The sequence below is a fragment of the Mycobacterium heidelbergense genome (genome assembly GCF_010730745.1).
Lineage (GTDB): Bacteria > Actinomycetota > Actinomycetes > Mycobacteriales > Mycobacteriaceae > Mycobacterium > Mycobacterium heidelbergense.
This window is the reverse complement of sequence record NZ_AP022615.1, coordinates 1652921-1676550: the sequence shown is the minus strand read 5'-3', so window position 1 is coordinate 1676550 and position 23630 is coordinate 1652921. Positions and strand designations below refer to the sequence as shown.

At 69.8% G+C, this 23630-nt stretch carries 23 protein-coding genes; 7 read left to right on the top strand and 16 right to left on the bottom strand.

Features of this window, described 5'->3' with window-relative positions; genetic code table 11:
* Window positions 1–121: 121 nt before the first annotated feature.
* From G6N25_RS07995 to G6N25_RS07980, 4 genes are all read right to left on the bottom strand, one after another.
* On the bottom strand, window positions 122–655 hold the full coding sequence (locus tag G6N25_RS07995; RefSeq protein ID WP_232065721.1) for a GNAT family N-acetyltransferase: 534 nt from the start codon (window positions 653–655) through the stop codon (window positions 122–124).
* 35 nt (window positions 656–690) lie between these two features.
* Window positions 691–1605: a 5-oxoprolinase/urea amidolyase family protein gene (locus G6N25_RS07990; RefSeq protein ID WP_179961709.1), complete on the bottom strand. Its 915-nt coding sequence runs from the start codon at window positions 1603–1605 to the stop codon at window positions 691–693.
* An 81-nt stretch (window positions 1606–1686) separates the two neighbouring features.
* Complete coding sequence (locus tag G6N25_RS07985; RefSeq protein ID WP_083075526.1) at window positions 1687–2349, bottom strand: 5-oxoprolinase subunit B family protein; 663 nt, start codon at window positions 2347–2349, stop codon at window positions 1687–1689.
* A gap of 102 nt (window positions 2350–2451) precedes the next feature.
* Window positions 2452–3447 carry an ABC transporter substrate-binding protein gene (locus tag G6N25_RS07980; RefSeq protein WP_179961656.1) on the bottom strand — a complete coding sequence of 332 codons (996 nt, stop codon included), beginning with the start codon at window positions 3445–3447 and terminating at the stop codon, window positions 2452–2454.
* A gap of 158 nt (window positions 3448–3605) precedes the next feature.
* On the opposite strand from G6N25_RS07980, the gene G6N25_RS07975 reads away from it, so the two are divergent.
* Window positions 3606–4985, top strand: a complete 1380-nt coding sequence (locus tag G6N25_RS07975) for an MFS transporter (RefSeq protein WP_232065935.1) — start codon at window positions 3606–3608, stop codon at window positions 4983–4985.
* On the opposite strand, the gene G6N25_RS07970 is transcribed toward G6N25_RS07975, so the two are convergent.
* Entirely contained in the window at window positions 4982–6235 is a 1254-nt protein-coding gene (locus G6N25_RS07970) for a DNA polymerase domain-containing protein (protein WP_083075531.1), read from the bottom strand. The two genes, G6N25_RS07975 and G6N25_RS07970, sit on opposite strands and share 4 nt — an antisense overlap.
* A gap of 57 nt (window positions 6236–6292) precedes the next feature.
* On the opposite strand from G6N25_RS07970, the gene fadD2 reads away from it, so the two are divergent.
* Window positions 6293–7972 (top strand): long-chain-fatty-acid--CoA ligase FadD2, encoded by a 1680-nt coding sequence (gene fadD2, locus G6N25_RS07965; RefSeq protein WP_083075532.1) that lies wholly within the window; start codon window positions 6293–6295, stop codon window positions 7970–7972.
* A gap of 58 nt (window positions 7973–8030) precedes the next feature.
* Here fadD2 and G6N25_RS07960 read toward each other — a convergent pair whose 3' ends face one another.
* The gene (locus G6N25_RS07960) at window positions 8031–8375 is read right to left on the bottom strand and encodes an ATPase (RefSeq protein WP_163672403.1); all 345 of its coding nucleotides are present in this window, start codon (window positions 8373–8375) and stop codon (window positions 8031–8033) included.
* Between the two features lie 515 nt (window positions 8376–8890).
* Here G6N25_RS07960 and G6N25_RS23620 point away from each other — a divergent pair.
* Entirely contained in the window at window positions 8891–9265 is a 375-nt protein-coding gene (locus tag G6N25_RS23620; RefSeq protein WP_083076055.1) for a hypothetical protein, read from the top strand.
* Between the two features lie 23 nt (window positions 9266–9288).
* Here the strand turns inward: G6N25_RS23620 and G6N25_RS07950 are convergent, their stop codons facing one another.
* Window positions 9289–11493 carry an acyl-CoA dehydrogenase gene (locus tag G6N25_RS07950; protein ID WP_083076053.1) on the bottom strand — a complete coding sequence of 735 codons (2205 nt, stop codon included), beginning with the start codon at window positions 11491–11493 and terminating at the stop codon, window positions 9289–9291.
* Window positions 11494–11585: 92 nt separating this feature from the next.
* Window positions 11586–12719 (bottom strand): alpha/beta hydrolase, encoded by a 1134-nt coding sequence (locus tag G6N25_RS07945; RefSeq protein WP_083076052.1) that lies wholly within the window; start codon window positions 12717–12719, stop codon window positions 11586–11588.
* A gap of 138 nt (window positions 12720–12857) precedes the next feature.
* Here G6N25_RS07945 and G6N25_RS07940 point away from each other — a divergent pair, with 138 nt between their 5' ends.
* Both G6N25_RS07940 and G6N25_RS07935 read left to right on the top strand, forming a co-directional pair.
* Complete coding sequence (locus G6N25_RS07940; protein ID WP_083076050.1) at window positions 12858–13439, top strand: VOC family protein; 582 nt, start codon at window positions 12858–12860, stop codon at window positions 13437–13439.
* Between the two features lie 7 nt (window positions 13440–13446).
* Window positions 13447–13995, top strand: coding sequence for a hypothetical protein (locus tag G6N25_RS07935; protein WP_083076049.1), 549 nt, complete (start codon window positions 13447–13449; stop codon window positions 13993–13995).
* On the opposite strand, the gene G6N25_RS07930 is transcribed toward G6N25_RS07935, so the two are convergent.
* On the bottom strand, window positions 13952–14626 hold the full coding sequence (locus tag G6N25_RS07930) for a TetR/AcrR family transcriptional regulator (RefSeq protein WP_142272801.1): 675 nt from the start codon (window positions 14624–14626) through the stop codon (window positions 13952–13954). The two genes, G6N25_RS07935 and G6N25_RS07930, sit on opposite strands and share 44 nt — an antisense overlap.
* A gap of 93 nt (window positions 14627–14719) precedes the next feature.
* Between G6N25_RS07930 and G6N25_RS07925 the strand changes: the two genes are divergently transcribed.
* On the top strand, window positions 14720–15610 hold the full coding sequence (locus G6N25_RS07925) for an oxygenase MpaB family protein (RefSeq protein WP_083076047.1): 891 nt from the start codon (window positions 14720–14722) through the stop codon (window positions 15608–15610).
* A gap of 17 nt (window positions 15611–15627) precedes the next feature.
* Here G6N25_RS07925 and G6N25_RS07920 read toward each other — a convergent pair whose 3' ends face one another.
* The gene (locus G6N25_RS07920; RefSeq protein ID WP_083076064.1) at window positions 15628–16185 is read right to left on the bottom strand and encodes a cation transporter; all 558 of its coding nucleotides are present in this window, start codon (window positions 16183–16185) and stop codon (window positions 15628–15630) included.
* A gap of 106 nt (window positions 16186–16291) precedes the next feature.
* Window positions 16292–16654: a Cd(II)/Pb(II)-sensing metalloregulatory transcriptional regulator CmtR gene (cmtR, locus tag G6N25_RS07915; protein ID WP_083076046.1), complete on the bottom strand. Its 363-nt coding sequence runs from the start codon at window positions 16652–16654 to the stop codon at window positions 16292–16294.
* Window positions 16655–16876: 222 nt separating this feature from the next.
* Here cmtR and G6N25_RS07910 point away from each other — a divergent pair, with 222 nt between their 5' ends.
* The gene (locus tag G6N25_RS07910) at window positions 16877–18661 is read left to right on the top strand and encodes a PPE family protein (RefSeq protein WP_083076044.1); all 1785 of its coding nucleotides are present in this window, start codon (window positions 16877–16879) and stop codon (window positions 18659–18661) included.
* 386 nt (window positions 18662–19047) lie between these two features.
* Here the strand turns inward: G6N25_RS07910 and G6N25_RS07905 are convergent, their stop codons facing one another.
* The 5 genes from G6N25_RS07905 to G6N25_RS07885 are packed head-to-tail and all read right to left on the bottom strand — an operon-like array spanning window position 19048 to window position 23629.
* Window positions 19048–20190 (bottom strand): GTP-binding protein, encoded by a 1143-nt coding sequence (locus G6N25_RS07905; protein WP_083076043.1) that lies wholly within the window; start codon window positions 20188–20190, stop codon window positions 19048–19050.
* A gap of 3 nt (window positions 20191–20193) precedes the next feature.
* Complete coding sequence (locus tag G6N25_RS07900) at window positions 20194–21078, bottom strand: ABC transporter ATP-binding protein (RefSeq protein ID WP_232065720.1); 885 nt, start codon at window positions 21076–21078, stop codon at window positions 20194–20196.
* On the bottom strand, window positions 21069–22133 hold the full coding sequence (locus tag G6N25_RS07895; RefSeq protein ID WP_232065719.1) for a FecCD family ABC transporter permease: 1065 nt from the start codon (window positions 22131–22133) through the stop codon (window positions 21069–21071). Before G6N25_RS07895 ends, G6N25_RS07900 begins: the two co-directional genes overlap by 10 nt.
* Window positions 22130–23332, bottom strand: a complete 1203-nt coding sequence (locus tag G6N25_RS07890) for a cytochrome P450 (protein ID WP_269473861.1) — start codon at window positions 23330–23332, stop codon at window positions 22130–22132. The genes G6N25_RS07895 and G6N25_RS07890 overlap by 4 nt, the downstream gene beginning before the upstream one ends.
* A complete protein-coding gene (locus tag G6N25_RS07885; RefSeq protein ID WP_141772881.1) occupies window positions 23333–23629 on the bottom strand; it encodes a hypothetical protein in 297 nt (98 codons plus the stop codon).
* Between the last annotated feature and the right edge of the window lies 1 nt (window position 23630).

Below are 23630 nucleotides of genomic sequence, written 5' to 3'. Positions count from 1 at the left end.
TATGGGCCCGACGGATTCACGCCCCGGCCGCCGAACGTGCCGCGGCCCCGAAACGTCGACACCAGTCGGTGGTAGACATTCGAATTCTCCTTCGGCGCAAGGCAAGGCGGCTTGCTCCGGCCTACCAGACGTCCCCCGCGCGCCAGTCGCACATCAAGTCCGCGGAGGTGTCCAGGTCGATCCCGACGGGCAGGACGAACACGGCGCCGTCGTCGTCGGGCGTGCGGGTCGGGCCGGCGGGGGCCAGCACGGACGTCGGGCCGCGCCAGGGCAGCCAGCCCCGCGCGGTCCAGGCCCCGCGGGCCAGGGGCGACGAGCTGGCCGCGCCCAACTGGTAGGCGCCGCGGATCACCTGCTCGCAGCCGTCCAGCAGGGCGTGCACCAGGCCCTGGCCCCGGCAGTCCTCCCGGACCGCGACACCTTCGACGTAGCCGCAGCGCAGCGGGTCGCCGCCGTACAGCAGCCGCCGCTGGACCACGGCGGCGTGCGCGATGATCGCGCCGTGCCGCCAGATCAGGGCGTGCATGCCGCCCAGGGTGTGCTCCCAGTCGTGGTCGGTGAAATCTCCGGCGAACGCGGCGGTGACCATCTGGCACACGCGCTGCCGGGTCTCGGCGTCGAGGTCGGCGGTGTGGACCAGGCGGGCGGTGTGCACGGTCCCTGTTTACCAGCCCCGTGCGGCGGCCGGCGCTACGAGAACGGCCAGCCCGCGGCGCCCGCGCGCGGCCGGGCACCCACCGCAGACCTGGGCCGCGCCCAGTGCAGCCGCACCCGCTGGCCGGGCCGCACCTGCGCGATCGCGTCGACGTCCTCGTCGATCACCACGCCGACCACCGGGTAACCGCCGGTGACCGGGTGATCGGGTCCCAGGATCACCGGTAAACCGTTGGGCGGCACCTGGATCGCGCCGCGGGTGGCGCCCTCGCTGGGCAGCTGCCGGTCGGGGTAGCGGTACTGCAGCGGGCGGCCCATCAAGCGCATTCCCACCCGGTCGCTGCGGTCGGAGGCCACCCAGTCGGTGTGCACCAGGGCGTCGGGGTCGACGAACCAGTCGTCGCGCGGCCCGGGGACCGCCGACAGCTCGACGACGTCGCCGGTGATGGCGGCCATGGGGGCCTGGTCGAGTTCGGGGTAATCGTCGGTGTGCTCGCCGACGGGCAGCCGGTCCCCGCCGCGTAGCGGTGACGGACCGATCGCCGACATCACGTCGTAGCTGCGCGAGCCCAGCACCGGCTCCACGCAGACGCCGCCGCGCACCGCCAGGTAGGTCCGCAGCCCGGCCCGCGGGGCGCCCAGGGAGATCACCTGGCCGTCGCGGACATGCTGAATGCTGTTGGTGCCGAACTTGATCCCGTTCACGGTGGGGCCGGCGTCGGCGCCCGTGACCGCGATGTCGACATCGCCGCCGCGGACCCGGGCCACCAGACCGCCGAACGTCACCTCGACGGTGGCCCGGTCGTCGGGGTTGGCGACCAGCCGGTTGGCCAGCTTGTGCGCGCGGCGGTCGGCGGCCCCGGACCGGCTGACGCCGAGGTGGGCCAGCCCCGGGCGGCCGAGGTCCTGGACGACGGCGAACGGTCCGGTGCGCAGAATCTCCAGGCTGATTTCGGGGTTGGTCACGGCTTCTCCTCGGTTATGGTGGCGACCCGCTTCGCCCGGCTGCGCCGCGCTCGCGATCGCCACGGGTTAGACGGCCCGGAACCGCACCCACATGCCCTGCGTCAGTAACGCCGGGCCGGGGCGCTCGAGATCCCACAGGACGGTGTCGGTGTGGCCGATGAGTTGCCAGCCGCCGGGCGATTGACGCGGATAGATCGCGCTGAACTCGCCGGCCAGGGCGACGGAGCCGGCCGGCACCGACGTCCGCGGCTCGGACCGGCGCGGCACCCGCAGTCGCGCGTCGCCGTCGACCAGGTACGCGAAGCCCGGGGCGAATCCGCTGAATCCGACCCGCCACAAGGAACGGGTGTGGGCGTTGATCACCTGCGCCGCGCTCAGCCCGGTGACCTCGGCGACCTCGGCGAGGTCCGGGCCGTCGTAGACGACGTCGATCACCACGTCGGCGCCGCGCTCCGCCGGGGCACCGGCGTCGGCGCTGACGCGCATCTTGCGCAGCCGCTGGCGGGTGACCCCCTGCCAGCGCGGGTTGTCGAGCTTGATCAGCACGGTACGGGCGGCGGGGACGATGTCGACCACACCGGGAAATGCCGCGCCGCGCAACGCATCCACCCACGCCAACACCTCGGCCGTGCTGCCGCACTGCACCATCAGCGCCTGGTCGCCATAGTCGAAAACGGTGTTGCCGACCAGCTCGGTCGACAGGTCGCCGGATAGGTCCGTCACGCTCATTACTCGACGGTAACCCCGGAATCGGGGCAGGCGGGAGGGGATGTCGCGGGATTTTCGAGCACTGCCAGAGCTGCCTTAGCAAACGTTCAAACAGGCGGGAACCTAACCCAGGATTTTCGCGATCCGCGGGGGCAGTTGATCCGCCACCAACGGGTAGCTCAGCGGCGACGAGAAGGCGATCGCGCCGGCCAGGTCCTTGGTGGTGAAAATATGGCGCGCCTGCGACGCCGCGACCTCGGGGTCGGCCAGTAACGCCTTCTGGTCGTCGGGGCCCTCGGTCGTCCAGATCACCACGTCGGCCGAATCGAGCACCGCCTTGATCTGATCGCGCGGGATGACGGCGCGGTGGTCGCCGCCGAAGGGCTTGATGCTGTCGGCGACGACGAGGCCCATCTGGTTCAGGAAGTCGGTCCGCCAGCCCGCCAGGGTCGCCACCACCGTGCCCTGAAAGAGCGTGCCCTGCATCAGCAACGCCTTCCTGCCCTTCCACTGCGGATTCTTTTGGGCGACGGCGGCGAAGCCCTGGTCGACGGCGTCGATCAGCGACGTCATCCGGCCCGCCTGGAACACCGCCTGGCCGACGGCGGTGGCCTGCTCCTTCCACGGTTCGAAGAACGCGTCGCCGTCCGACTGCGCGACGGTCGGGGCGATCGCCGACAGCTTCTGATAGGTGTCGGCGTCCACGCCGGCGTTGACGGCCACGATCAGGTCCGGTTTGAGCCCGGCGATCTGGTCGACCGGGATTCCGTTGTCCAGGTTCAGCACCACCGGCCGGGCCGCGCCGAGCTTGGGCTGGGCCCACGGCCACACCGCGAACGGCTGATCACCGAACCAGTTGGTCACCGCGACGGGCACCACGCCCAGCGCGAGCAGGTCGTCCTGCTCGGTGTAGCCGGCGCTGACGACGCGCTTGGGTGGCTCCCTGATGACGGTCTGACCGAAAAGGTGGGTGATCGTCACCGATCCGGCGCCGGCGGCACCGGCCGCCGGTTTGCGTGACGAGCAGGCCCCCGAGATCCCGGCGACCGCGGCCGCCCCGGTGACCCCTGCGAGCTGCAAGAATCCCCGTCGATTCGGCCCTTGTCGCCCTTGTCGCACCGCGTGAGAGTATCGCGTGCGCGACGCGCTTTGCCCCAAAGTTCTGACAAACGCCGACGGGCCGGTGCGATCTTTGCGTATCGGTGACGTAACTGCGCGCGAGCCGACCGGTAACAGTCCGTCCCTACCGTCGAGCCGTGACCACCACCCCGGAAACCATCGCCCCGGTCCTCGCCCCCGCGCCGCCGCGCGGGCATCACCGGGGACGGCACTGGATCGACGACTGGCGGCCCGAAGATCCCGCGTTCTGGGAGGCGACCGGCAGCGCGATCGCCCGTCGCAACCTGATCTTTTCCGTCTTCGCCGAGCACATCGGGTTCAGCGTGTGGATGCTCTGGAGCATCGTGGTCGTCCAGATGACCGCGGGTCCGCACGGGCACCCGGCCGCGTCCGGCTGGGCGCTGACCGCCAGCCAGGCGTTGTGTCTGGTCGCCGTCCCCAGCGGCGTCGGCGCCTTCCTGCGGCTGCCGTACACCTTCGCGGTCCCGGTCTTCGGCGGCCGCAACTGGACGACCGTCTCGGCGACGCTGTTGCTGGTCCCCTGCCTGTTGCTGGCCTGGGCGGTGAGCCATCCCCACCTGTCGTTCGCGGCGCTGGTGGCGATCGCCGCGACGGCCGGCTTCGGGGGCGGCAACTTCGCCTCGTCGATGGCCAACATCTCGTTCTTTTACCCCGAGAAGGACAAGGGCTGGGCGCTGGGCCTCAACGCGGCCGGCGGCAACCTCGGCGTGGCGGTCGTGCAGAAGATCGTCCCGCCCATCGTCGTCGCCGGCGGTGGGATAGCCCTGTCGCGCGCCGGGCTGTTCTACGTGCCGCTGGCCGTCGTCGCCGCGGTGTGCGCGTTCCTGTTCATGGACAACCTCAGCGAGGCGAAAGCGGACGTGCGGCCGGTCTGGCAGTCGCTGCGGCACGCCGACACCTGGATCATGTCGCTGCTCTATGTCGGCACGTTCGGGTCCTTCATCGGCTACTCGGCGGCGTTCCCGACCCTGCTCAAGACCGTGTTCGGCCGCGGCGACATCGCGTTGGCGTGGGCGTTCCTGGGCGCGGGCATCGGATCGGTCATCCGCCCGGTGGGCGGCAGGCTCGCCGACCGGATCGGCGGGGCCCGCATCACCGCCGCCAGCTTCGTCATGCTCGCCGCTGGCGCGGCGGCGGCGCTGTGGTCCGTCCACGCCAAGAGCCTGCCGGTCTTCTTCGCCAGCTTCATGTTCTTGTTCGTCGCCACCGGGATCGGCAACGGCTCCACCTACCGGATGATCTCGCGGATCTTCAAGGTCAAGGGCGAGCTCGCCGGCGGCGACCCGGACACCATGGTGCACATGCGCCGCCAGGCCGCGGGCGCGCTCGGCGTCATCTCGTCGGTCGGCGCCTTCGGCGGGTTCGTCGTGCCGCTGGCGTACGCCTGGTCGAAGTCGCACTTCGGCGGCATCGAGCCGGCCCTGCGGTTCTACGTGGCGTTCTTCCTCGCGCTGCTGGTCGTCACGTGGCGCTTCTACCTGCGCAAGAACACCCGGACGGGACAGCTGGGCGTTTAGCGGTCGTCACGCCTTTCCCAGGGGCTGTAGTCGGCGATCAGCTCCTCCTGCGGCGGGCGCTGGCCGGCCGGCACGTGCTGCAGGTTGATCCGGATCCGGTACCAGATCGAGCTGGGCCCCCGCATCCCGTCGACCAGGACGTCGGCCGGCCGCAGCAGGCCGGCCGCGGCGGGATGGCGGTCGCGCCAGGCGTCCAGCGCGGCCATCGCCTCGTCCCTGGTCTTGGTGCGGGCGATCTCGATGAGCGGCTTCTGGGATTGCCGCCGGCCTTCGGTGCGGGTGCCCGATCCCTTGGGCGCGCGTTCCGGGGGGCCCATCTCCTCGGCCAGCGCCAGCAGCCGATCGAGGGAGCCAACCGCTGCGGCGTTGGAGGAGTCCATCCCCGCCCACGGGTCGCCCATTTCGGCGAACCGGGCGGGCACGGTGTCGATGGTGAACGCCTCGGGCTTGCAGCCGGCGACCTCGTCCCAGTGCAGCGGCGTCGACACCCGGGCGTCGGGGGTGGCCCGCACGGAGTAGGCCGAGGCGACGGTGCGGTCCTTGGCGTTCTGGTTGAAGTCGACGAACACGCCCTCCCGCTCCTCCTTCCACCAGCGGCTGGTCGCTGCGTCGGGCACCCGCCGCTCGACCTCACGGGCGACGGTCTGCGCGGCCAGCCGAACCTGGCGGAATCCCCAGCGCGGGGCGATCCGGGCGTAGATGTGAAAGCCCCGCGACCCGGACGTCTTCGGCCAGGCGACCAGGCCGTAGTCCTCCAGCACCTCGCGGGCGACCAGCGCGACGTCCACGATCCGCCGCCAGGTGACCCCGGGCATCGGATCCAGGTCGACCCGCAGTTCGTCGGGGTGGTCGAGGTCGCCGGCGAGCACCGGGTGCGGGTTGAGGTCCACACACCCCAGGTTGATCACCCACGCCAGCCCGGCGGCGTCGTGGATGACGGCCTCCGCGGCGGAAGTGCCTCGCGCGTAGTGCAATTCGGCGACGTCGACATAGTCGGGCCGATTCGTGGGCGCCCGCTTCTGGAACACGGCCTCTTGCGCGATGCCCTTGACGAAGCGCTTGAGGATCATCGGCCGGCCGGCCACACCGCGCAGCGCCCCCTCGTCGACGGACAGGTAGTAGCGGACGAGATCGAGCTTCGTGTACGGGCCCGCGCCGCCGCGGCGTTCGAACACGACCTTGTCGGGATGGGTGACGGTCACCCGACGTCCGGCCACTTCCAGTGACGCCGGACCGGTCATGGGGTTCATGGTAATTCGGCGAAACTTTCTGGCCGCATTGCGACGGACGTCACATATGGTGAAGTGATGCCTAACCTGATTGACCTGCCTGGCCAGGCGGTGGCGAAGGCCCAGCAGTACCTGGCACGCGGCTCGGCCGAATTGCATTACGTGCGCAAGATCATCGAAGCGGGCGCATTCCGGCTGGAGCCGCCGCAGAACTACGCGGCGATGGCCAACGACATCTACAAGTGGGGCGAGTTCGGCATGCTGCCGTCGCTCAACGCCAGACGCAATCCGGGCGGCGCGGCGCTCATCGACGAAGAGGGGACGCTGACCTACGCCGAGCTCGACGAGGCCGCGCACGCGGTGGCCAACGGCCTGATCGACAAGGGCGTGCGCGGCGGCGACGGCGTGGCCATCCTGGCGCGCAATCACCGCTGGTTCGTCATCGCCAACTACGGCGCCGCCCGGGCGGGCGCCCGCATCATCCTGCTCAACAGCGAGTTCTCCGGCCCGCAGATCAAAGAGGTGGCCGAGCGCGAGGGCGCCAAGGTGATCATCTACGACGACGAGTACACCAGCGCGGTCAGCAAGGCCGAGCCGCCGCTGGGCAAGCTGCGCGCGCTCGGCGTCAACCCCGACGCTGCCGATGCGTCCGGCAGCACCGACGAGACGCTCGCCGAGCTGGTCGCCCGCAGCAGCAAATCACCCGCCCCGAAGGCCGGCAAGCACGCGTCGATCATCATCCTGACCAGCGGGACCACCGGCACCCCGAAGGGCGCGAACCGCAGCACCCCGCCGACGCTGGCGCCGGTCGGCGGCATCCTGTCGCACGTCCCGTTCAAGGCGGGCGAGGTGACGTCGCTGCCGGCGCCGATGTTCCACGCGCTGGGCTACCTGCACGCCACCATCGCGATGTTCCTGGGCTCGACGCTGGTGCTGCGCCGCAAGTTCCGGCCGCCGCTGGTGCTGGAAGACATCGGGAAGCACAGGGTGACCGCGATGGTCGTCGTCCCCGTGATGCTGTCGCGCATCCTCGATGCGATCGAAAAGATGGAGAAGAAGCCCGACCTGTCCAGCCTGCGGATCGTGTTCGTATCCGGATCGCAGCTGGGCGCCGAGCTGGCCGGCCGCGCGCTCAAGGACCTCGGCCCGGTCGTCTACAACATGTACGGCTCGACCGAGATCGCCTTCGCCACCATCGCCGGGCCCAAGGACCTGCAGCGCAATGCGGCGACGGTCGGCCCGGTGGTCAAGGGCGTCAGGGTCAGGATCCTGGACGACAACGGCATCGAGCTGCCGCAGGGCGAGGTCGGCCGGATCTTCGTCGGCAACGCGTTCCCCTTCGAGGGCTACACCGGCGGCGGCGGCAAGCAGATCATCGACGGGCTGTTGTCCTCCGGCGACGTCGGCTACTTCGACGAACACGGCCTGCTCTATGTCAGCGGACGCGACGACGAGATGATCGTCTCCGGCGGCGAGAACGTCTTCCCCGCCGAGGTGGAGGACCTGATCAGCGGGCATCCCGACGTCGTGGAGGCCACCGCCATCGGCGTCGAGGACAAGGAGTGGGGCCACCGGCTGCGCGCCTTCGTGGTCAAGAAGGAGGACGCCAGCCTCGACGAGGACACCGTCAAGCACTACGTGCGCGACCACCTGGCCCGCTACAAGGTGCCCCGCGAGGTGATCTTCCTCAGCGAGCTGCCGCGCAACCCCACCGGCAAGATCCTCAAGCGCGAGCTGCGCGAGATGGAGGTCGACTAGCGGTCTCGCCCCGACGAACGTACGGGCCAGACCGCCAGTGGGCCATGCCGTCCAGCGGTCACCTGCGGGCTTGGATGGCGCGGGTGATCTGGCTCGACAGCTTGGGGTCGACCAGGAGCTGGTCGATCAGCGCGGTCAGCACCTCCTGCCCGGTCACCCGGGCGACGCCGATGCGGTCGGCGGCCTCTCGCTGCCACACGTCGAGCGCGCGGTGCGTGGCGAGCGGCAGATCGACGGTCCTTCGCGTTCGCCGGTCGCGCGTTGGCTGAGCGGGCGGCGCCTGGCCGAGCATGGTGAAGCGCTGGGTGGGCCCCGTCTGCCCGGGCGGGGGTGGCGTGGCGCCCATGGGGTGCCGGGCGAACCGGTTGGGGGCGGGCTCGTTGTGGCCGGGGTTGGGACTCATCGCGGCTGACCCTCTCTGAGGTGGAATCAGTAGATCCGCCTATCAGTATGCACGTCGTCGAGCGACCCCGGCGTGGGCGTCGCGCCGCAACCCCGGCTTTCGAAGCCCGCCCGCGCGATAGCGCCTGGTACGACGGCCGAAAAGGTTCCACCGTAGTTATTTCGCACCAGCATCGTTTGCTGTGGCGCGGAGATAAGAGTCTATTGCTCGGTGATGCGACAAATCGTATATCAGCGAATCAGCCGTTGATGAGCAGCGCGATTCCGTGAGTCCGTATTTCAGTAAAATGCCAATGAACAGCCACTACTATACTTACATATGTACTGAGATCAGTATCATCGAAATAGCGCAGCTCATTTGTGGGCCAATCTGTATAAATTCTGTCCGGGCCACTGTCTGGCACCAATATTGAGTAGCTATACTTGCGAATGGCTTTGAAATGTGCATATGATTCCTATGACGAATTAGATGTCGGTAAGGCTTTAACTGTTCAACATCGTGGAAGGAGTTCACAAATGTTGACGTCACTGCTTTCGGCCCGCAAGGCGATGGTTGGCGCGGTGGGCGCCGGGATGGTGACCGGGGCGATGCTCTTCGGTGGCGCGCCGGTCGCGCAGGCCGCTCCGCCGCCCGCCCCCGGGACAAGCTTCGAGATGGCCGGCCCCCATGGCGCTCCTGGCCTCCCGGCCAAAGGCGGCGGCTGGGGCCACGGCGGCCACGGCGGATTCGGCCATGGTGGATTTGGCCGCGGTGGGTTTGGCCATGGTGGATTTGGCCGCGCCGGTCACTGGGGCCGCGGCGGTCACTGGGGCCACGGCGGCTGGGGTCGCGGCGGGCACTGGGGTCGCGGTGGCTGGGGCTGGCGGCCCTGGTGGAGCTGGTGGTGGTGAGCCGACGGCGCCGCGACCGTCGCTCAGGGGTCGCGGGGCAGGCCCAGCAACCGCTCGGCGATGATGTTGAGCTGCACCTCCGACGTGCCGCCGTAGATGGTGGTGGCCCGGCTGGCCAGCAGGTACTCGCCCCACTTGCCCGCTAACTCGTCGGTGTCGCCGATCGCGGCGTCGGTGCCGAACGAGGACACCGCGAACTCGGCGTAGCCCTGGCCGGTGCGCATCGACAACAGCTTGGAGATCGCCGCCGACGGCATCGCGTCACCGCCGGCCAGCGTCAACAGCGTGGAGCGCAGGTTGAGCACCTTGGCGGCGTGGCCCTCGGCGATCAGCTGCCCGGCCCGGTGTTGCGCCACCTGGTCGAACTGCCCGTCGCGCACGAACTCGACGAACTCGGGAAGGGTCGCCAGGAAGTTCGCGTCGCTGCCCCCGATCGACACCCGCTCCGCGGTCAGGGTGTTGCGGCTGACCTCCCAGCCCCGGTTCACCTCGCCCAGCACGCACTCGTCGGGCACGAACACGTCGTCGATGTAGACGGTGTTGAACATGGCGTTCCCGGTGAGCTCGCGCAGCGGCTTGACCGTGACGCCCTCGCTGCGCATGTCGAGCAGGAAGTAGGTGATGCCGTTGTGTTTCGGGGCCGAGGGGTCGGTCCGCGCCAGCAGCGCGCCCCATTGCGAGTACTGCGCGGCGGTGGTCCAGATCTTCTGCCCGGTGATGCGCCAGCCGCCGTCGGCCCGGACCGCTTTGGTGGTCAGCCCGGCCAGGTCCGACCCGGCGCCCGGCTCGGAGAACAGCTGGCACCAGAAGATGTCGCCGCGGAAGGTCGGCGGCAGGAAGCGCTGCTTTTGCTCCTCGGTTCCGAACGCCACGATCGAGGGCACGATCCATGCCGCGATCGCGATCTGCGGCCGCTTGACCCGCCCGGCGGTGAATTCCTGGGCGATGATGATCTGCTCGACCGGGCTGGCCGCGCGTCCCCACGGCCTGGGCAGGTACGGCAGCACCCACCCACCCTCGGCGATCGCGACCTTGCGCGGCTCGCGGTCCATCGCCTTGAGCGCGGCGACCTCGGCCCGGATCTCGGCCCGCAGCTTCTCGGTGTCGGGGTCCAGGTCGATGTTCACCGCCCGCATGCCCGTCGTCGTCGCGGTGTCCACCACTCGCCGCGGGTGTTCCGAGGCGCGGCCGAAGCAGGCGGCCAGCATCAGCGCCCGGCGGTAGTAGACGTTCGTGTCGTGCTCCCAGGTGTAACCGATGCCGCCGTGCACCTGGATGCAATCCTGCGTGCACCGCTGGGCCGCCGCCGGCGCCAGCGTCGCCGCCACCGCGGCCGCGAATTCGACGTCCGGCGAGGCCCCGCGCGCCTCGTCCAGGGCGCGCGCCGCGTCCCACACCGCGGCGGTGGCGCGTTCGGTGTCGGCGATCATCTCGGCGCACTTGTGCTTGATGGCCTGGAACTGGCCGATCGGCCTGCCGAACTGCTCGCGGATCTTCGCGTACTGCGACGCCGCATCGGTCGCCCAGCGCGCCACCCCGACGGCCTCGGCGGACAGCAGGGTGAACATCAGCGCGTGCGCGGTCGCCATGGTCAGGTCGCTCAACACGGCCTCGTCGCCGACCTCGACGGCGTTGGCCCGCACATGCGCGATGGGACGCAGCGGGTCCAGACTCTTGACCGGCGCGATCTCGAGCTGATCGGCGCGCAGCACCACCCATTCCTCGCCGCTGTCGATCGCCACCGGGAGCACCAGCACGGACGCCTGGGCCGCCGCCGGAACCGCGCGGACCTCGCCGCGGATCACCAGCGCCTCCTCGTGCGGGCCGTGCCGCGTCGCGGTCAGGCCGGGACCGAGCGCGTAGGCGGCGATGGCGGCGCCGGACGCCAGCTCGGAGAGCACCTTGGCGTCCGGGTCGTGCGCGGAGATCAACGCGCTGGCGATCGCCGAGGGCACAAAGGGTCCGGGCACCGCCCCGTAGCCGAATTCGGCCAGCACGATGGCCAGCTCGAGGATGCCGAAGCCCTGCCCGCCGACCGATTCGGCCAGATGCATGCCCTGCAGCCCCTGCTCGGCCGCGGCCTGCCAGTAGGGCGGGGGATTTTCGATCGGGCTCTCCAGCCCTGTTTCTAAGGCCGCGTGCAGCACCTCCGACGGCGCCACCCGCGCGACCAGGGACCGCACCGAGTCGGCCAGGTCTTGATGCTCAGCGGTTATTGCGATCGGCATTGGTCGCCTTCCCACAGCCTTCGGGGTTCGTTGTGCCGGGCACCCTCCAAGCTAACAACCGGTCGGTTGGTTGACCACCGGGGCCAGGACCCTCAGCGCCACCGCGTGGCGATCCACCCGGCGATCGTGTCGGCCTGTTCGCTCCGGGCGCCGTCGGTGGTGAAGTAGTGGTCGGTGTCGATCGACGCCCGGGCCTTGTCGGTGCCGGCGAGCGCATCGCAAATGCGCTGCGCGTCCGACGGAAAGACCCCGGTGTCGGCCTCGGCCTCGATCACCAGGGCCGGGCAGGCGATGCGGGCCAGGTGCGGCTCCGCCCGGGTCTGCGCCACCCGCAGGCTCCACATGCCCAGCCAGTTGCGCAGGGTGCAGGCCGCGGCGATGCCGCGCGCGGACCGGTTGGCCCTGGCCGGGACGCCCGCATAACACATGTTCGGCTGACGCGTGGTGGGCTCGATGGTGGGGTCAACCATGCGGGGATCGGCCCAGGTTCGCATCACGGTGAAGGGCCGATCCGAAAAACCGGCGGCACGAACGCGTTTGAGCTCCGCCTCGGCCCAGTCGGTGATGGCGTGGTTGCGCGCGGTCTGCGCGCCGCGGTAGCGGGCGAGGAACTCCGGCGAGTACGGCGGGCCGTTGCCCTCGTTGAACAGGTCGAGGTCGGGATCGGTGGCCACCGGGTCGTTTTCGTCGACGACCGCGGCATCCATCCATGACGTCAACACGTCCGGGCGACCGGGATGCGCGGCGGTGGCGACGTAGCCGTCGGCGGGAATCAGCTCGGTGAGCCCGGCCGCCGGACGCATGCCTTCCAGCGGGGTCACGTTCGGTTCGACGGCCTGCGACTGGTAGGCGGCCATCAACGAGCCTCCCCCCGAATTGCCCAGCAGCACAACGGTGTCCACGCCCTGGACCTCCCGCAACCAACGAACGCCGACACCGATGTCGACCAGCGCGTGGTCAAGCAAAAAGCTGCTCTCGAAACCGCGGAACCTGGTGTTCCAACCGAGGAATCCGATGCCGCGGGCGGCCATGTGGTCGGCGAGATAGTGCTCGGAGAAGTCGATCTGGTAGTGGGTGGCGATCATCGCCACCGTCGGCTTGCGGTCCACGCCGCGGTGGTACAGCCCCTGGCACGGATGCCCGCCGGCTCCGGCGCGCCCGGCGGTGGGCGAGGGCAACCCGACGAACTCGCGGACAACCCCGGCGGCGCCGTTGTGACGGGTCAATTCGGCTCGCTCCTCGCCATTTGGCGGACCATCGCCTCTTTGGAGTCATAGTAGTTATAGAAGGACGCCGGCGAACCTGATGTTAGATTCGGATTCGGACCCTGGCCAGGACCCGCGCGGACCGATGGGAGCCGCAAGATGATCAAGCCGCACAACGTCAACACCGAATTCGAGCTCGGCGGGATCAACCACGTCGCGCTGGTGTGTTCGGACATGGCGCGCACCGTGGACTTCTACACCAACGTCCTCGGCATGCCGCTGATCAAATCGCTGGATCTGCCCGGCGGCGTGGGGCAGCACTTCTTCTTCGACGCCGGCAACGGCGACTGCGTCGCGTTCTTCTGGTTCGCCGACGCCCCCGACCGGGTGCCCGGCATCTCGTCGCCGGGTGCCATCCCGGGCATCGGGGACATCACCAGCGCCGTGAGCACCATGAACCATCTGGCATTCCACGTGCCGGCCGAGAAGTTCGACACCTACCGGCAGCGGCTCAAGGACAAGGGCGTGCGGGTGGGGCCGGTGCTCAACCACGACGAAAGCGCGATGCAGGTGTCCGCGACGGTGCATCCCGGGGTGTACGTGCGCTCGTTCTACTTTCAGGACCCCGACGGCATCACGCTCGAATTTGCCTGTTGGGTCAAGGAATTCGACACGAGCGATAACAAGGCCGTGCCCAGGACCGCGGCCGACCGCCGGCCTCCGGTGGAGGCCGTACGTTAGGGCAGAGATGACCGACGGGATTTTGTCCGACGCCCAGATCGCCGCGCTGACGCCCGAGCAGCGGCGCGACCTGATCTCCCGGCTGGAGCAGCCCCTGAGCGACGTGATCGACCCGGCGTTCCTCGGGCGGATACGCCGCGTCCGGCTCGGCCTGATGATCGGTGGCGCGATCGCGATGATCCCCTGGCTCGGGTATCTCTCCGTGACGCTGCCGGGGAACTACGTCGCCCACAACTGGCCCGTCACGTGGATCGGTTTCGACGTTCTGTTGGTCGCGTTCATGGTGGCCACTGCGGTGCTCGGCTACCTGCGGCGTCAGCTGCTGGTTCCGGCCGCGTTCACCACCGGGGTGTTGCTGATCTGCGACGCGTGGTTTGACCTCATGACCGCCGGGCCCAGGGACGTCTGGCTGTCGGTCGCCACCGCCCTGCTGATCGAGGTGCCGCTGGCGGTCTTCATGATCTTGAGCGCGCAGCGGCTGTTGCGGCTCACGATGATGCGGCTGTGGTTGCTCAATCCCGGGATGCGGTTGTGGCAGCTGCCGTTGTTTCCGTGACCGCCTTGTCCGAGTACAGCTTTGGCTCGGCGAGCTCGTCGAGCAGCGACGCCAGCTGATCCACGAGCTGGTCCGGGTCGAGCCGGACGTCGCCGGCCAGCCAGGCGCTGATCGTTTGTCCGACGCCGCCGACCACGAAATGCGCCGCGGCCTTGATGCGGTCGTTTGCCGGGACGCGCAGCGCGTCGCCGACGTGTTGGCCGGACAGCATGGCGAACAGCGCGCTGGACTCGGCGCGCTTGCGCACGATCACCGGGTTGGCCAGCTGCGTGCTGAACAGCAACCGCCCGATGCGGGCATCGCCGGCGATGGTTCGCACGATGTTCGCCATTCCCGCGCGGGTCTGCTCGTGCGCCGGCACCGCCGCCACCGCGGCCTGGGTGGTGGCGGCCAGCTCGGCGACCACCCAATCGAACACCCCACCGACGAATTCGTCCTTGTCGGTGAAGCTTTCGTAGAAGTATCGGGCCGCGAGGCCGGATTGGGCGCAGATGCTCCGCACCGTCAGCGCCGAGACGTCCTGCCGTTGCGACCCCAGCAGTTCCAGCCCGGCGGCCAGCAAGCGGCGCCGCCGGGCGGCCAGCCGCTCGGCGGCCTCGACGCCGCCGTAGGGCCGCGAAGCTTTGGGCATAACCACCATCTTGACACCGATGCCGGGCACAGGACAATATCAGGAAACAGTCGTTCGCATATTTAGCGGGCGGGGGCCGTGGGAGGACCGACTATGGCAATTCACCAGCCGACCCGGCATGTGGAGCGCCCCATCGCCGACCCGCCCCGCCCGCGCCGGCGCGGGCGCGCGCCGGGCATCGACGACGGTTTGATGGGCGTGGCGCTGCTGGCCGGCCCGGCGAACGTGATCATGCAGTTGGCGCGGCCCGGCGTCGGCTACGGCGTGCTGGAGAGCCGCGTCGAAAGCGGCCGGGTGGACCTGCATCCGATCAAACGGGCGCGCACCACCTTTACCTATCTCGCGGTGGCGACCGCCGGCAGCGATGCCCAGAAGGAGGCGTTCCGCCGGGCGGTGAACCGGGCGCATGCGCAGGTGTACTCCACCGAAGAGAGCCCGGTGCCGTACAACGCCTTCGACGTCGACCTGCAGCTGTGGGTGGGGGCCTGCCTGTACAAGGGCGCGGTCGACATCCACCGCATGTTCATCGGGGAACTGGACGGCGCTGACGCCGACCGCCATTACCGCGAGGGCATGACGCTGGTCACCACGTTGCAGGTGCCCCCGGAGCGGTGGCCGGCGGACCGGGCCGCCTTCGACCGGTACTGGCGGGAGTCGCTGGCCACGGTGCACATCGACGACGCCGTCCGGGATTACCTGTATCCCATTGCCGCGGGCCGCATTCGGGGCGTGACGCTGCCGCGCCCGCTGCAGCGCGCGTCGGACAGCCTCGCGCTGCTGATCACGACGGGCTTTCTGCCGCAGCGGTTCCGCGACGAGATGCGGCTGCCGTGGGACGCCGCCAGGCAACGGCGCTTCGACCGGCTGGTGGCCGTGCTGCGCACGGTCAACCGCGCGCTGCCGCGCTTCGTGCGGCAATTCCCGTTCAACGTCCTGTTGCGGGACGTCGACCGCCGGATCAGGACGGGGCGTCCGCTGGTCTAGCTGGTCCGGGCGGCACGTCAGCAACAGTGCTCGCCCCGCCACGCGCGGCGGCCCTCCCGGACCGCGACGGCCGCGATGACCAACGCGGCGACGGGGTCGGCCCACGACCAGCCCACGAGGGAATTCAGCAACAGCCCGACCAGCAGCACCCCGGACAGGTAGGTACACAGCAGCGTCTGTTGGGAGTCGGCGACCGCGCTGGCCGAACCCAACTCGCGCCCGGCGCGGCGCTGCGCGTACGACAGAAGCGGCATGACCACCAGCGACACCGCGGCCACGGCGATTCCGATCGTCGAGTGTCCGGCGGCTTCCCCGCCGAACAGCGATCGCGCCGACTCGACGGTCACGTAGCCCGCCAACGCGAAGAAGGACGCCGCGATGATCCGCAAAGCGGCGCGCTCTCGCGCCTCGGGATCGTTGCCGCAGAACTGCCAGGCCACCGCGGCGGCCGACGACACCTCGATCACCGAGTCCAGCCCAAACCCGATCAACGCGGTCGACGATGCCGCCGACCCGGCACCGATCGCGACCGTGGCCTCGACGAGGTTGTAGGCAATCGTCGCGGCGACCAGCATGCGCACGCGCCGCGACAAGGTGATGCGGCGTTGGGCGTCAACGGGATTCGCGGTAACCGGGACGGGGCATTCGTCGGACGGCGCGATCCGCCGGCCGACACCGCCGTCACCCACCGAGCGCTTCAACGCGGGCCGTCAGCGCCGGCGGTGGGGCCTCGTCAACGCATGTTTCGTGGCTGTCGACGGCGAGCACCACCTGAACCAGCTCGGACAGAGCGCGACCCAGGTGCGCATCGGCCAGCTCGTAACGGACCTGCCGGCCCTCGTAGCTGGCCACCACCAATCCGCAGCCACGCAAACAGGACAAATGATTGGAGACATTCGACCGCGTCACTCCGAGTTCGGAGGCAAGCCGGCCGGGATAGCTCGCGCCGTCGAGCAAGGCCAGCAGGATTCGGCACCGCGTCGGATCGGCCAGCGCGCGGCCCAACCGGGCCAGCGCCGATTCACGAGCCTCATACGTCAGCATTGGCCAAACAATACATCGTCCGCTGACATAAAGATCGGCGGGTTCCCCGCCTGGGTTGTGATGAGTTGTTAATGACAATCATTTTCATTAGACTGCGTGGTCGATCAGCCCACCCTTTCCGATCATGGAGTGCCTGCCTATGACCTCGCGGGTCGCGCCCGAAAACCTGGCCGCCGCCGGCGCGGCCGCGGCGTCGTCACATGTCCTCGTGGAAGGCCGACGATGACGGCGCCGGTGTGGATGGCTTCGCCGCCGGAGGTGCACTCGGCCTTGCTGAGCAGCGGTCCGGGGCCGGGGCCCTTGCTGGCCGCGGCGGGGGCGTGGAACTCGTTGAGTGCCGAATACACCGCGGCGGCCGACGAACTCATCGCGCTGCTGGCCGGGGTGCAGGCCGGCGCGTGGGACGGGCCGAGCGCGGAATCGTACGTGGCCGCGCATGCGCCGTATCTGGCGTGGTTGATGCAGGCCAGCGCCGGCAGCGTCGCCGCGGCCTCCGAGCTCGAGACCGTGGCCGCGGGCTATACCGCCGCGCTGGCCGCCATGCCGACCCTGGCCGAACTGGCCGCCAACCACGCGGTTCACGGGGTGCTGGTGGCCACGAATTTCTTTGGGCTCAACACGATCCCGATCGCGCTCAACGAGGCCGACTACGTGCGGATGTGGGTTCAGGCCGCCACCACGATGGCGGCCTACCAAGCGGTATCCAGCGCGGCGGTGGTATCGACGCCGCAGACCACCCCCGCGCCGCAAATCCTGAAATCCGACGCGCAAACGCCGGCCCAGTCGACGGCGGACTCCAACCCCGTGCAGGGGTTCCTGCAGGGGGTCCTGCAGCAGATCGAGCAGTTCCTGCAAAACCCGCTGGGGCTGCAGCAGCAGATCGTGAACATCCTGTTCAACAACAGCCAGACCGACAACCCGCTCGGGCTGCCGCAATGGTTCGTGGATTTTATGCAGAACCTCGGCGTCGGAAATAGTCAACTCGCACACGACCCGACGGTCGACAATGTGCTCGATAACTTCGTCGCGAGCATGCTGCAGCACGTCGGGATCAATTGGGATCCGGCGGGGGGCACGCTCAACGGACTGGACTACGACGATTATGCGGATCCCGGCCAGGCGATGTTCTGGGTCGCCCGAAGCCTCGAACTCTTTGAGGATTTCCAGAATTTCGGGGTAGACCTGACGCAAAATCCGGTGCAGGCCTTTCAGTGGTTGATCAGCTGGCAACTGTTCGACTTCCCGACCCACATCGAAGAAGTCCTTATCTACACGGTCTCCAACCCGGCGCTGGCCGTCGCGGCGCTCCCCGCCACCTCCCTGGGGGCGCTGGGCGGCTTCGGGGGGCTGGCCGGGCTGGCCGCTCTGCCCCAATCCGTGGCGCCCGCCCTGGCGCCCGTCGCCGCCGCGCCCAGCGTGTTGCCGGCCGTGGGGCTGACCTCAATCGCCGCGCCGGCCGCGGCCCCTGCGACGGCGCCGGCACCCGCCCCGACGCCGAGCCCGCCGGCCCCCGCCGGCCCGGCGCCGGCGCCACCGCCGCCCGCGGCCGCGGGCGGGGTGGGTTTTCTGCCCCCCTACGTGGTGGGCCCACCCGGCATCGGGTCCGGCTCGGGGATGAGCAGCCGGGCCAGCTCCAGCGCGAAAAGGAAGGCGCCGGAACCCGATACCGCCGCCGCGGCCGCCGCGGCGGCGGCGCGGGAGGCGGCCCGGGCGCGGCGGCGGCGCCGGCAGCGGCAGCGCGGCTACGGCGACGAATTCATGGACATGAATGTCGACGTCGATCCGGACTGGGGTGGCCCGCCCGATGGGGAGCCGGCCGTGTCGGCTTCGGATCACGGCGTCGGAGACCTGGGTTTCGCCGGCACCGCGCGCAAGGAAACCGCCGTTAGGGCCGCGGGCCTGGCGACGCTGGCGGGCGACGAATTCGGCGGCGGTCCAAAGATGCCGATGGTGCCGGGCACCTGGCACCCGGACGGGGCGGACGAGAGCGAGGGGCGCGACGACTAGCGGCTCGCCGGGAAGATCGTCGGGAGCCGTTCGCTGGGCCGCCGAGACTGCGGTGGTGGCGACGCTAAGCCGAAAAAGCCAGCGCTGAAGGCAGGTTCGAGACCACGTGCGCGCTATGGACGTGACCACCACGCCGCGGCGGTCGCGCCGTGGTGGTCACATTGGTCACGTGCGTCTCGGCATCGCGGGCACCTACTTCGTTGCCCGCCTCGTAGCGACAAGCGGTTGGCTGTCGCTGTGAGTCGGGCACATCGCCTATGCCGGCCAGCGAGTCAGCGATGTGACAAAAGGGATTAACGCGCGACTTTGGGACGCTTGGGTCAGCAGGACGCCAAGCGGCTCGTTGACGGCGGCCCCAGGCGTGGGGCCGAGCCGCGCGCCTGGGGTCAGTGGGCGTGCACGGTGTCCCAGGGTGGCAGCGGATCGGGGTAGCCGATCCACCGCCGCGGGCCTTCGGCCAGTTCGGCGTCCGTGAGCAGCGCCGCCTCCATGAGGCCCAGCACCCGGTCGCGGTCGAGCTTGACCCCGATGAACACGATTTCCTGGCCGGGGCGGAAGTCGGCGGTCGACCAGTACTGCGCCGGTTCGATCACCAGGTTGGGTCCGGCTTGGGACCAGATCGCCGCGATGTCGGGCCGGCTGGCGATCCAACAGAAACCCTTGCTGCGCAACACCCCCTGAAGCTGCCCGAGCGCCGCATGCAGGCGCCGCGGATGCAGGGGCCGCCGCGCGCGAAACGTCACACTGCTGATGCCGTACTCCTCGGTCTCGGGCGCGTGCCCGTCGGTGATCTCCCGCTCCCAGCCCGGTGACTGCGCGGCGAGGTCGGGATCGAACAGGCCGGTGTCGAGCACCTCCGACAGCGCCACCCGGCCGTGATCGGTGGGCACGATCGTCGCCGACGGGTTCAGGCGCCGCAGCACCGCGGCCACCCTCGCGCAGGTTTCCTCGCCGACCAGGTCGGTCTTGTTGAGCAGGATGACGTCGGCGAATTCCACCTGGTCCACCAGCAGGTCGGCGATGGTGCGGACGTCGCCGTCGCCGGCGGCGAGGTCGCGCGCCGCCAGCGCCTCGCCGCGGGCGATCTCGCGCAGAAACGTCGACGCGTCGACGACGGTCACCATGGTGTCCAGCCGCGCGACCCGGCCGAGGCTGAACCCGTTGTCGAATTCCCAGCTGAAGCTCGCGGCGACGGGCATGGGTTCGGAGATCCCCGTCGACTCGATCAGCAGGTAATCGAAACGGCCGTCGGACGCCAGGCGGGCCACCGACTCGATGAGATCCTCGCGCAGGGTGCAGCAAATGCAGCCGTTGGTCAGCTCGACGAGCTTCTCCTCGGTGCGGTCCAGATAACCGGTCCCCGCGATGAGGGCCGCGTCGATGTTCACCTCGCTCATGTCGTTGACGATCACCGCGACCCGTCGGCCCTCCCGGTTGGCCAGCACGTGGTTGAGCAGGGTCGTTTTCCCGGCTCCCAGGAATCCGGAGAGCACGGTGACGGGCAACAGGTCGGCAGTCTGTGAAGGCACGCCTTAATGATAATCATTTTCATTAAGCGCGCCAGGGGAAGGCCTCGCATCGGCCGCGACGGGCCCGGCGCTGGGGCCCGCGGCCGCGGCCGGCGCGCCGACGATCGGCGCGCAGGCGTAGACCGGCCGCCCGGTGGACGGGTCGACGGAGGTGAGCACCCGGACCGGCACCTCGTAGAGCTCGCTGAGCCGCTGCGCGGTGACGACGCCCGGCGCGGGCCCGTCGCCGACGATCCGCCCGTCGCGCATCAGCACCGCCTGGTCGTCGCACAGCAGCGCATGCCAGGGCTGGTGTGTGGTCATCAGCACCGTGCGCCCCGCCCGGGTCAGGTCGGTGACCAGTTGCAGGATGCGGGCCTCGTTGCCGAAATCCAGGGCCGCCGTGGGCTCGTCGAGCACCAGCACCGGCGCGTCCTGGACCATCGCGCGCGCGATCAACGCCAGCCGGCGTTCGCCGGCGGACAGCACCGAGAACGGCCGGTCGGCCAGCGCGCCGATGCCCAGCTCGTCGAGCACCGCGGCCGCGGCGCGCCGATCCGCCGCCGACGGGGAGGCCGACGCCCGCAGGTGCGGGGTGCGCCCGGTCACCGCGATGTCGAGGGTGGAAAACGGGAAGGGGGTGCTGCTGCTTTGCGGCACGTAGGCGATCCGGCGGGCCAGTTGGCGGCGGGACAGCTGGCCGATCGGCCGGCCGGCCAGCCGCACGGCGCCCGATCGCGGCGTCAGCAGCCCGAGCAGGCAGCGCAGCAGCGTGGTCTTGCCGGCGCCGTTGGGCCCCAGCAGGCAGCACATCCGACCGTCGGGAACCGTCAACGACACCTCCACCAGGCGGGGGCCGCCCTTGCCGTACGCGAACGACAACCGTTCGACCTCGAGCGCTACGCCCACTGCCGCCGCACCTTCGCCAGCACCAGGAGGAAAAACGGCGCCCCGATCAATGAGGTGAGAATGCCCAGCGGGATCTCGACGGAGGTCGCCGCCCGGGCCACGTCGTCGACCCCCACGACGAACGCCGCACCGAGCAGCGCCGCGGCAAGCATGATCCGACCGAACGCGGGCCCGACGATGGCCCGTGCCGCGTGCGGCACCAACAGGCCGACCCAGCCGATGACCCCGGCCAGGCTGACGGTGGTGGCGGTGATCAGGGTGCACGCGACGACGACCGTGGCCCAGGTGCGGCGGGTGTTGACGCCCAGGGTGCGGGCGTCCTCGTCACCGGAAGCCAGCACCGTCAGCGGCCAGCGCACCGCGTAGAGCAGCACCAGGGAAACGGCGATGACGACAGTGGGCGCGATCAGCCCGCCCAACTGCTGGCGGCCCAGCCCACCCATCAGCCAGAACGTGATGGCCGGCAAGGTGTCGTCGGGGTTGGCCAGGTATTCGGTCACCGAGATCAGCGCGGCGAACACGCTGCCGACCACGACCCCCGCCAACACCAGCAGGACGATCGAGTCTCGGCCGATGGCGCGCGCGACGACCATCGAGAAGGCCGCGGCCGCCAGCCCCCCGACAAACGCCATCGCGTCGAGTTGCCAGTACGGCAGGCCGAGCAGCAGGGCGAGCGCCCCGCCGAACCCGGCGCCGGCCGACACACCCAAAATGGCCGGGGACACCAGGGGATTGCGGAACATCGTCTGGTACCCGGCCCCGGAGACGGCGAGCCCGGCGCCGACCAAGATGCCGCACCAGATCCGCGGCAATCGGATCCTGGTCAGCACCGTTTGGTCGACGTGATCGAGCGCGGTGAAGTGGAGCACCGCGCCGACCCCGACCGGATAGCGCCCCACCGTCAGCGACGCCGCCACGGTCACCAGCAGGAATGCCGTCAATAGGGCCGTGCGCCAGCCCATTCCGCGGCGCCGCCATCGCGGCCGGCCGCGGGTCGCGGGCACCTCCGCGGCCGCCGGCGCCGCCGGGCCGGGCGCCAATTCCTCGGCGGTCACGAACCGATCCGGAAGGGAACCGACACGGGTCGTCGCACGTGGCTGCTGTTGGCCCAGACGATGCCGGGCTCGTCGACCTCGAAATCCGGGCAGCGGGACAGCAATTCGGTCAGGACGACCCGCGACTGCATCCGGGCCGCGGCCGCGCCCAGGCAACGGTTCACGCCCTGGCTGAAAGACACGACGTTGCGAGGCTGCCGCCGCACGTCCAAGTCGCTGGCGTCCGGGCCGTATTGGCGTTCGTCGCGGTTGGCGGAGCCGTACAGCAGCAGCACCTGGCGGCCTTTCGGGATCGCGGTCCCGCGGATCGTGACGTCGCGGGTGACGGTGCGGCTCATGGCCTGCACCGGGGATGTCAGCCGCAGGAACTCGTCGATGGAACCGGGGATCAACTCGGGGTTCTCGACCAACAGTGTGCGTTGATCGGGACGCTGGTGCAGCAGTTGCACGGAGCCGGCGAGCATGCCCGTGGTGGTGTCGATGCCGTTGGCGATCATGGCGACGATGAACGCGAGCACCGACTGCGTGCCGGGCCCCGCCGTCACCAGCTGCGAGACGGTGTCGTCGCCGGGCACGAGTCGGCGCAGCCTGATCAGCTCGGTGAAGTACGACATCATCGTCGCGAGCGGCCCGATGACACCCCGCAACGCGGTGGCCAGACCGCCTTCGGCGAGGGTGACGGCGGCGACGGCCTCCGCCCAGCCGTCGAAGTGGACCCGGTCATCCTCCGGGATGCCCAGGTACTCCGCGACCACCACCGAAGGCAGCGGCCTGAACAGGTCGGCGACGATGTCGCCGCCGCCGTCGGCGCGCATCCGCTCGATGCGTTCCACCACAAACTCGCGGACCGTCGATTCCATGGTCCCCAGCCGCGGCGCGAAACCGTGTGAGACCAGTTTGCGGAACTCGGCGTGCTCCGACGAGTCCTGCAATACCTGCGAGGGATTGCCTTGGGAACCGGCGGGTTTCAGGCCGTTGTGCTCGACGGCCGCGGCCAGGGTCGAGGAAAAGGTTTCGGTGTCGCAGGCGGCCGACCAGACATCGGCGTGCCGGGACAACACGTAGTAGCCGGGTGAGTTCCCGCCGCCCTCCGCCCGCGGCGCCACGTGGTGCACCGGGTCGTGGTCGCGCAGCGCGCGATACATCGGCCACGGGTCGGACCACGTTTCGGCGGTGGGCAGTCGGAACGTGGCGAGCACTCAGATCTCCCAGCCCTGCCCGTCGAGCGTGGCGCGCACGCGGTCGATCCGGACGCAGTGGCCGCCGCGGATGTCGATGAGCGTGTCGGCCGGGACGCGGACCCGCCTCTGGTCGGCGTTGGTGACGCCGACGACCGCGGGCGCGGCGGTGTCGACGGATTCGACGACGCCCCAGCCGTTGAAGTCACTGCTGCACAGGTGCATGCCGGGTTGGATCGCGGCGAGGAATTCCGCTGTCGTCGCGAAGGTTTGGGCCTCCGGGCGAGACTGTTCGGCGGGGTTGTTATCGGTGCACATG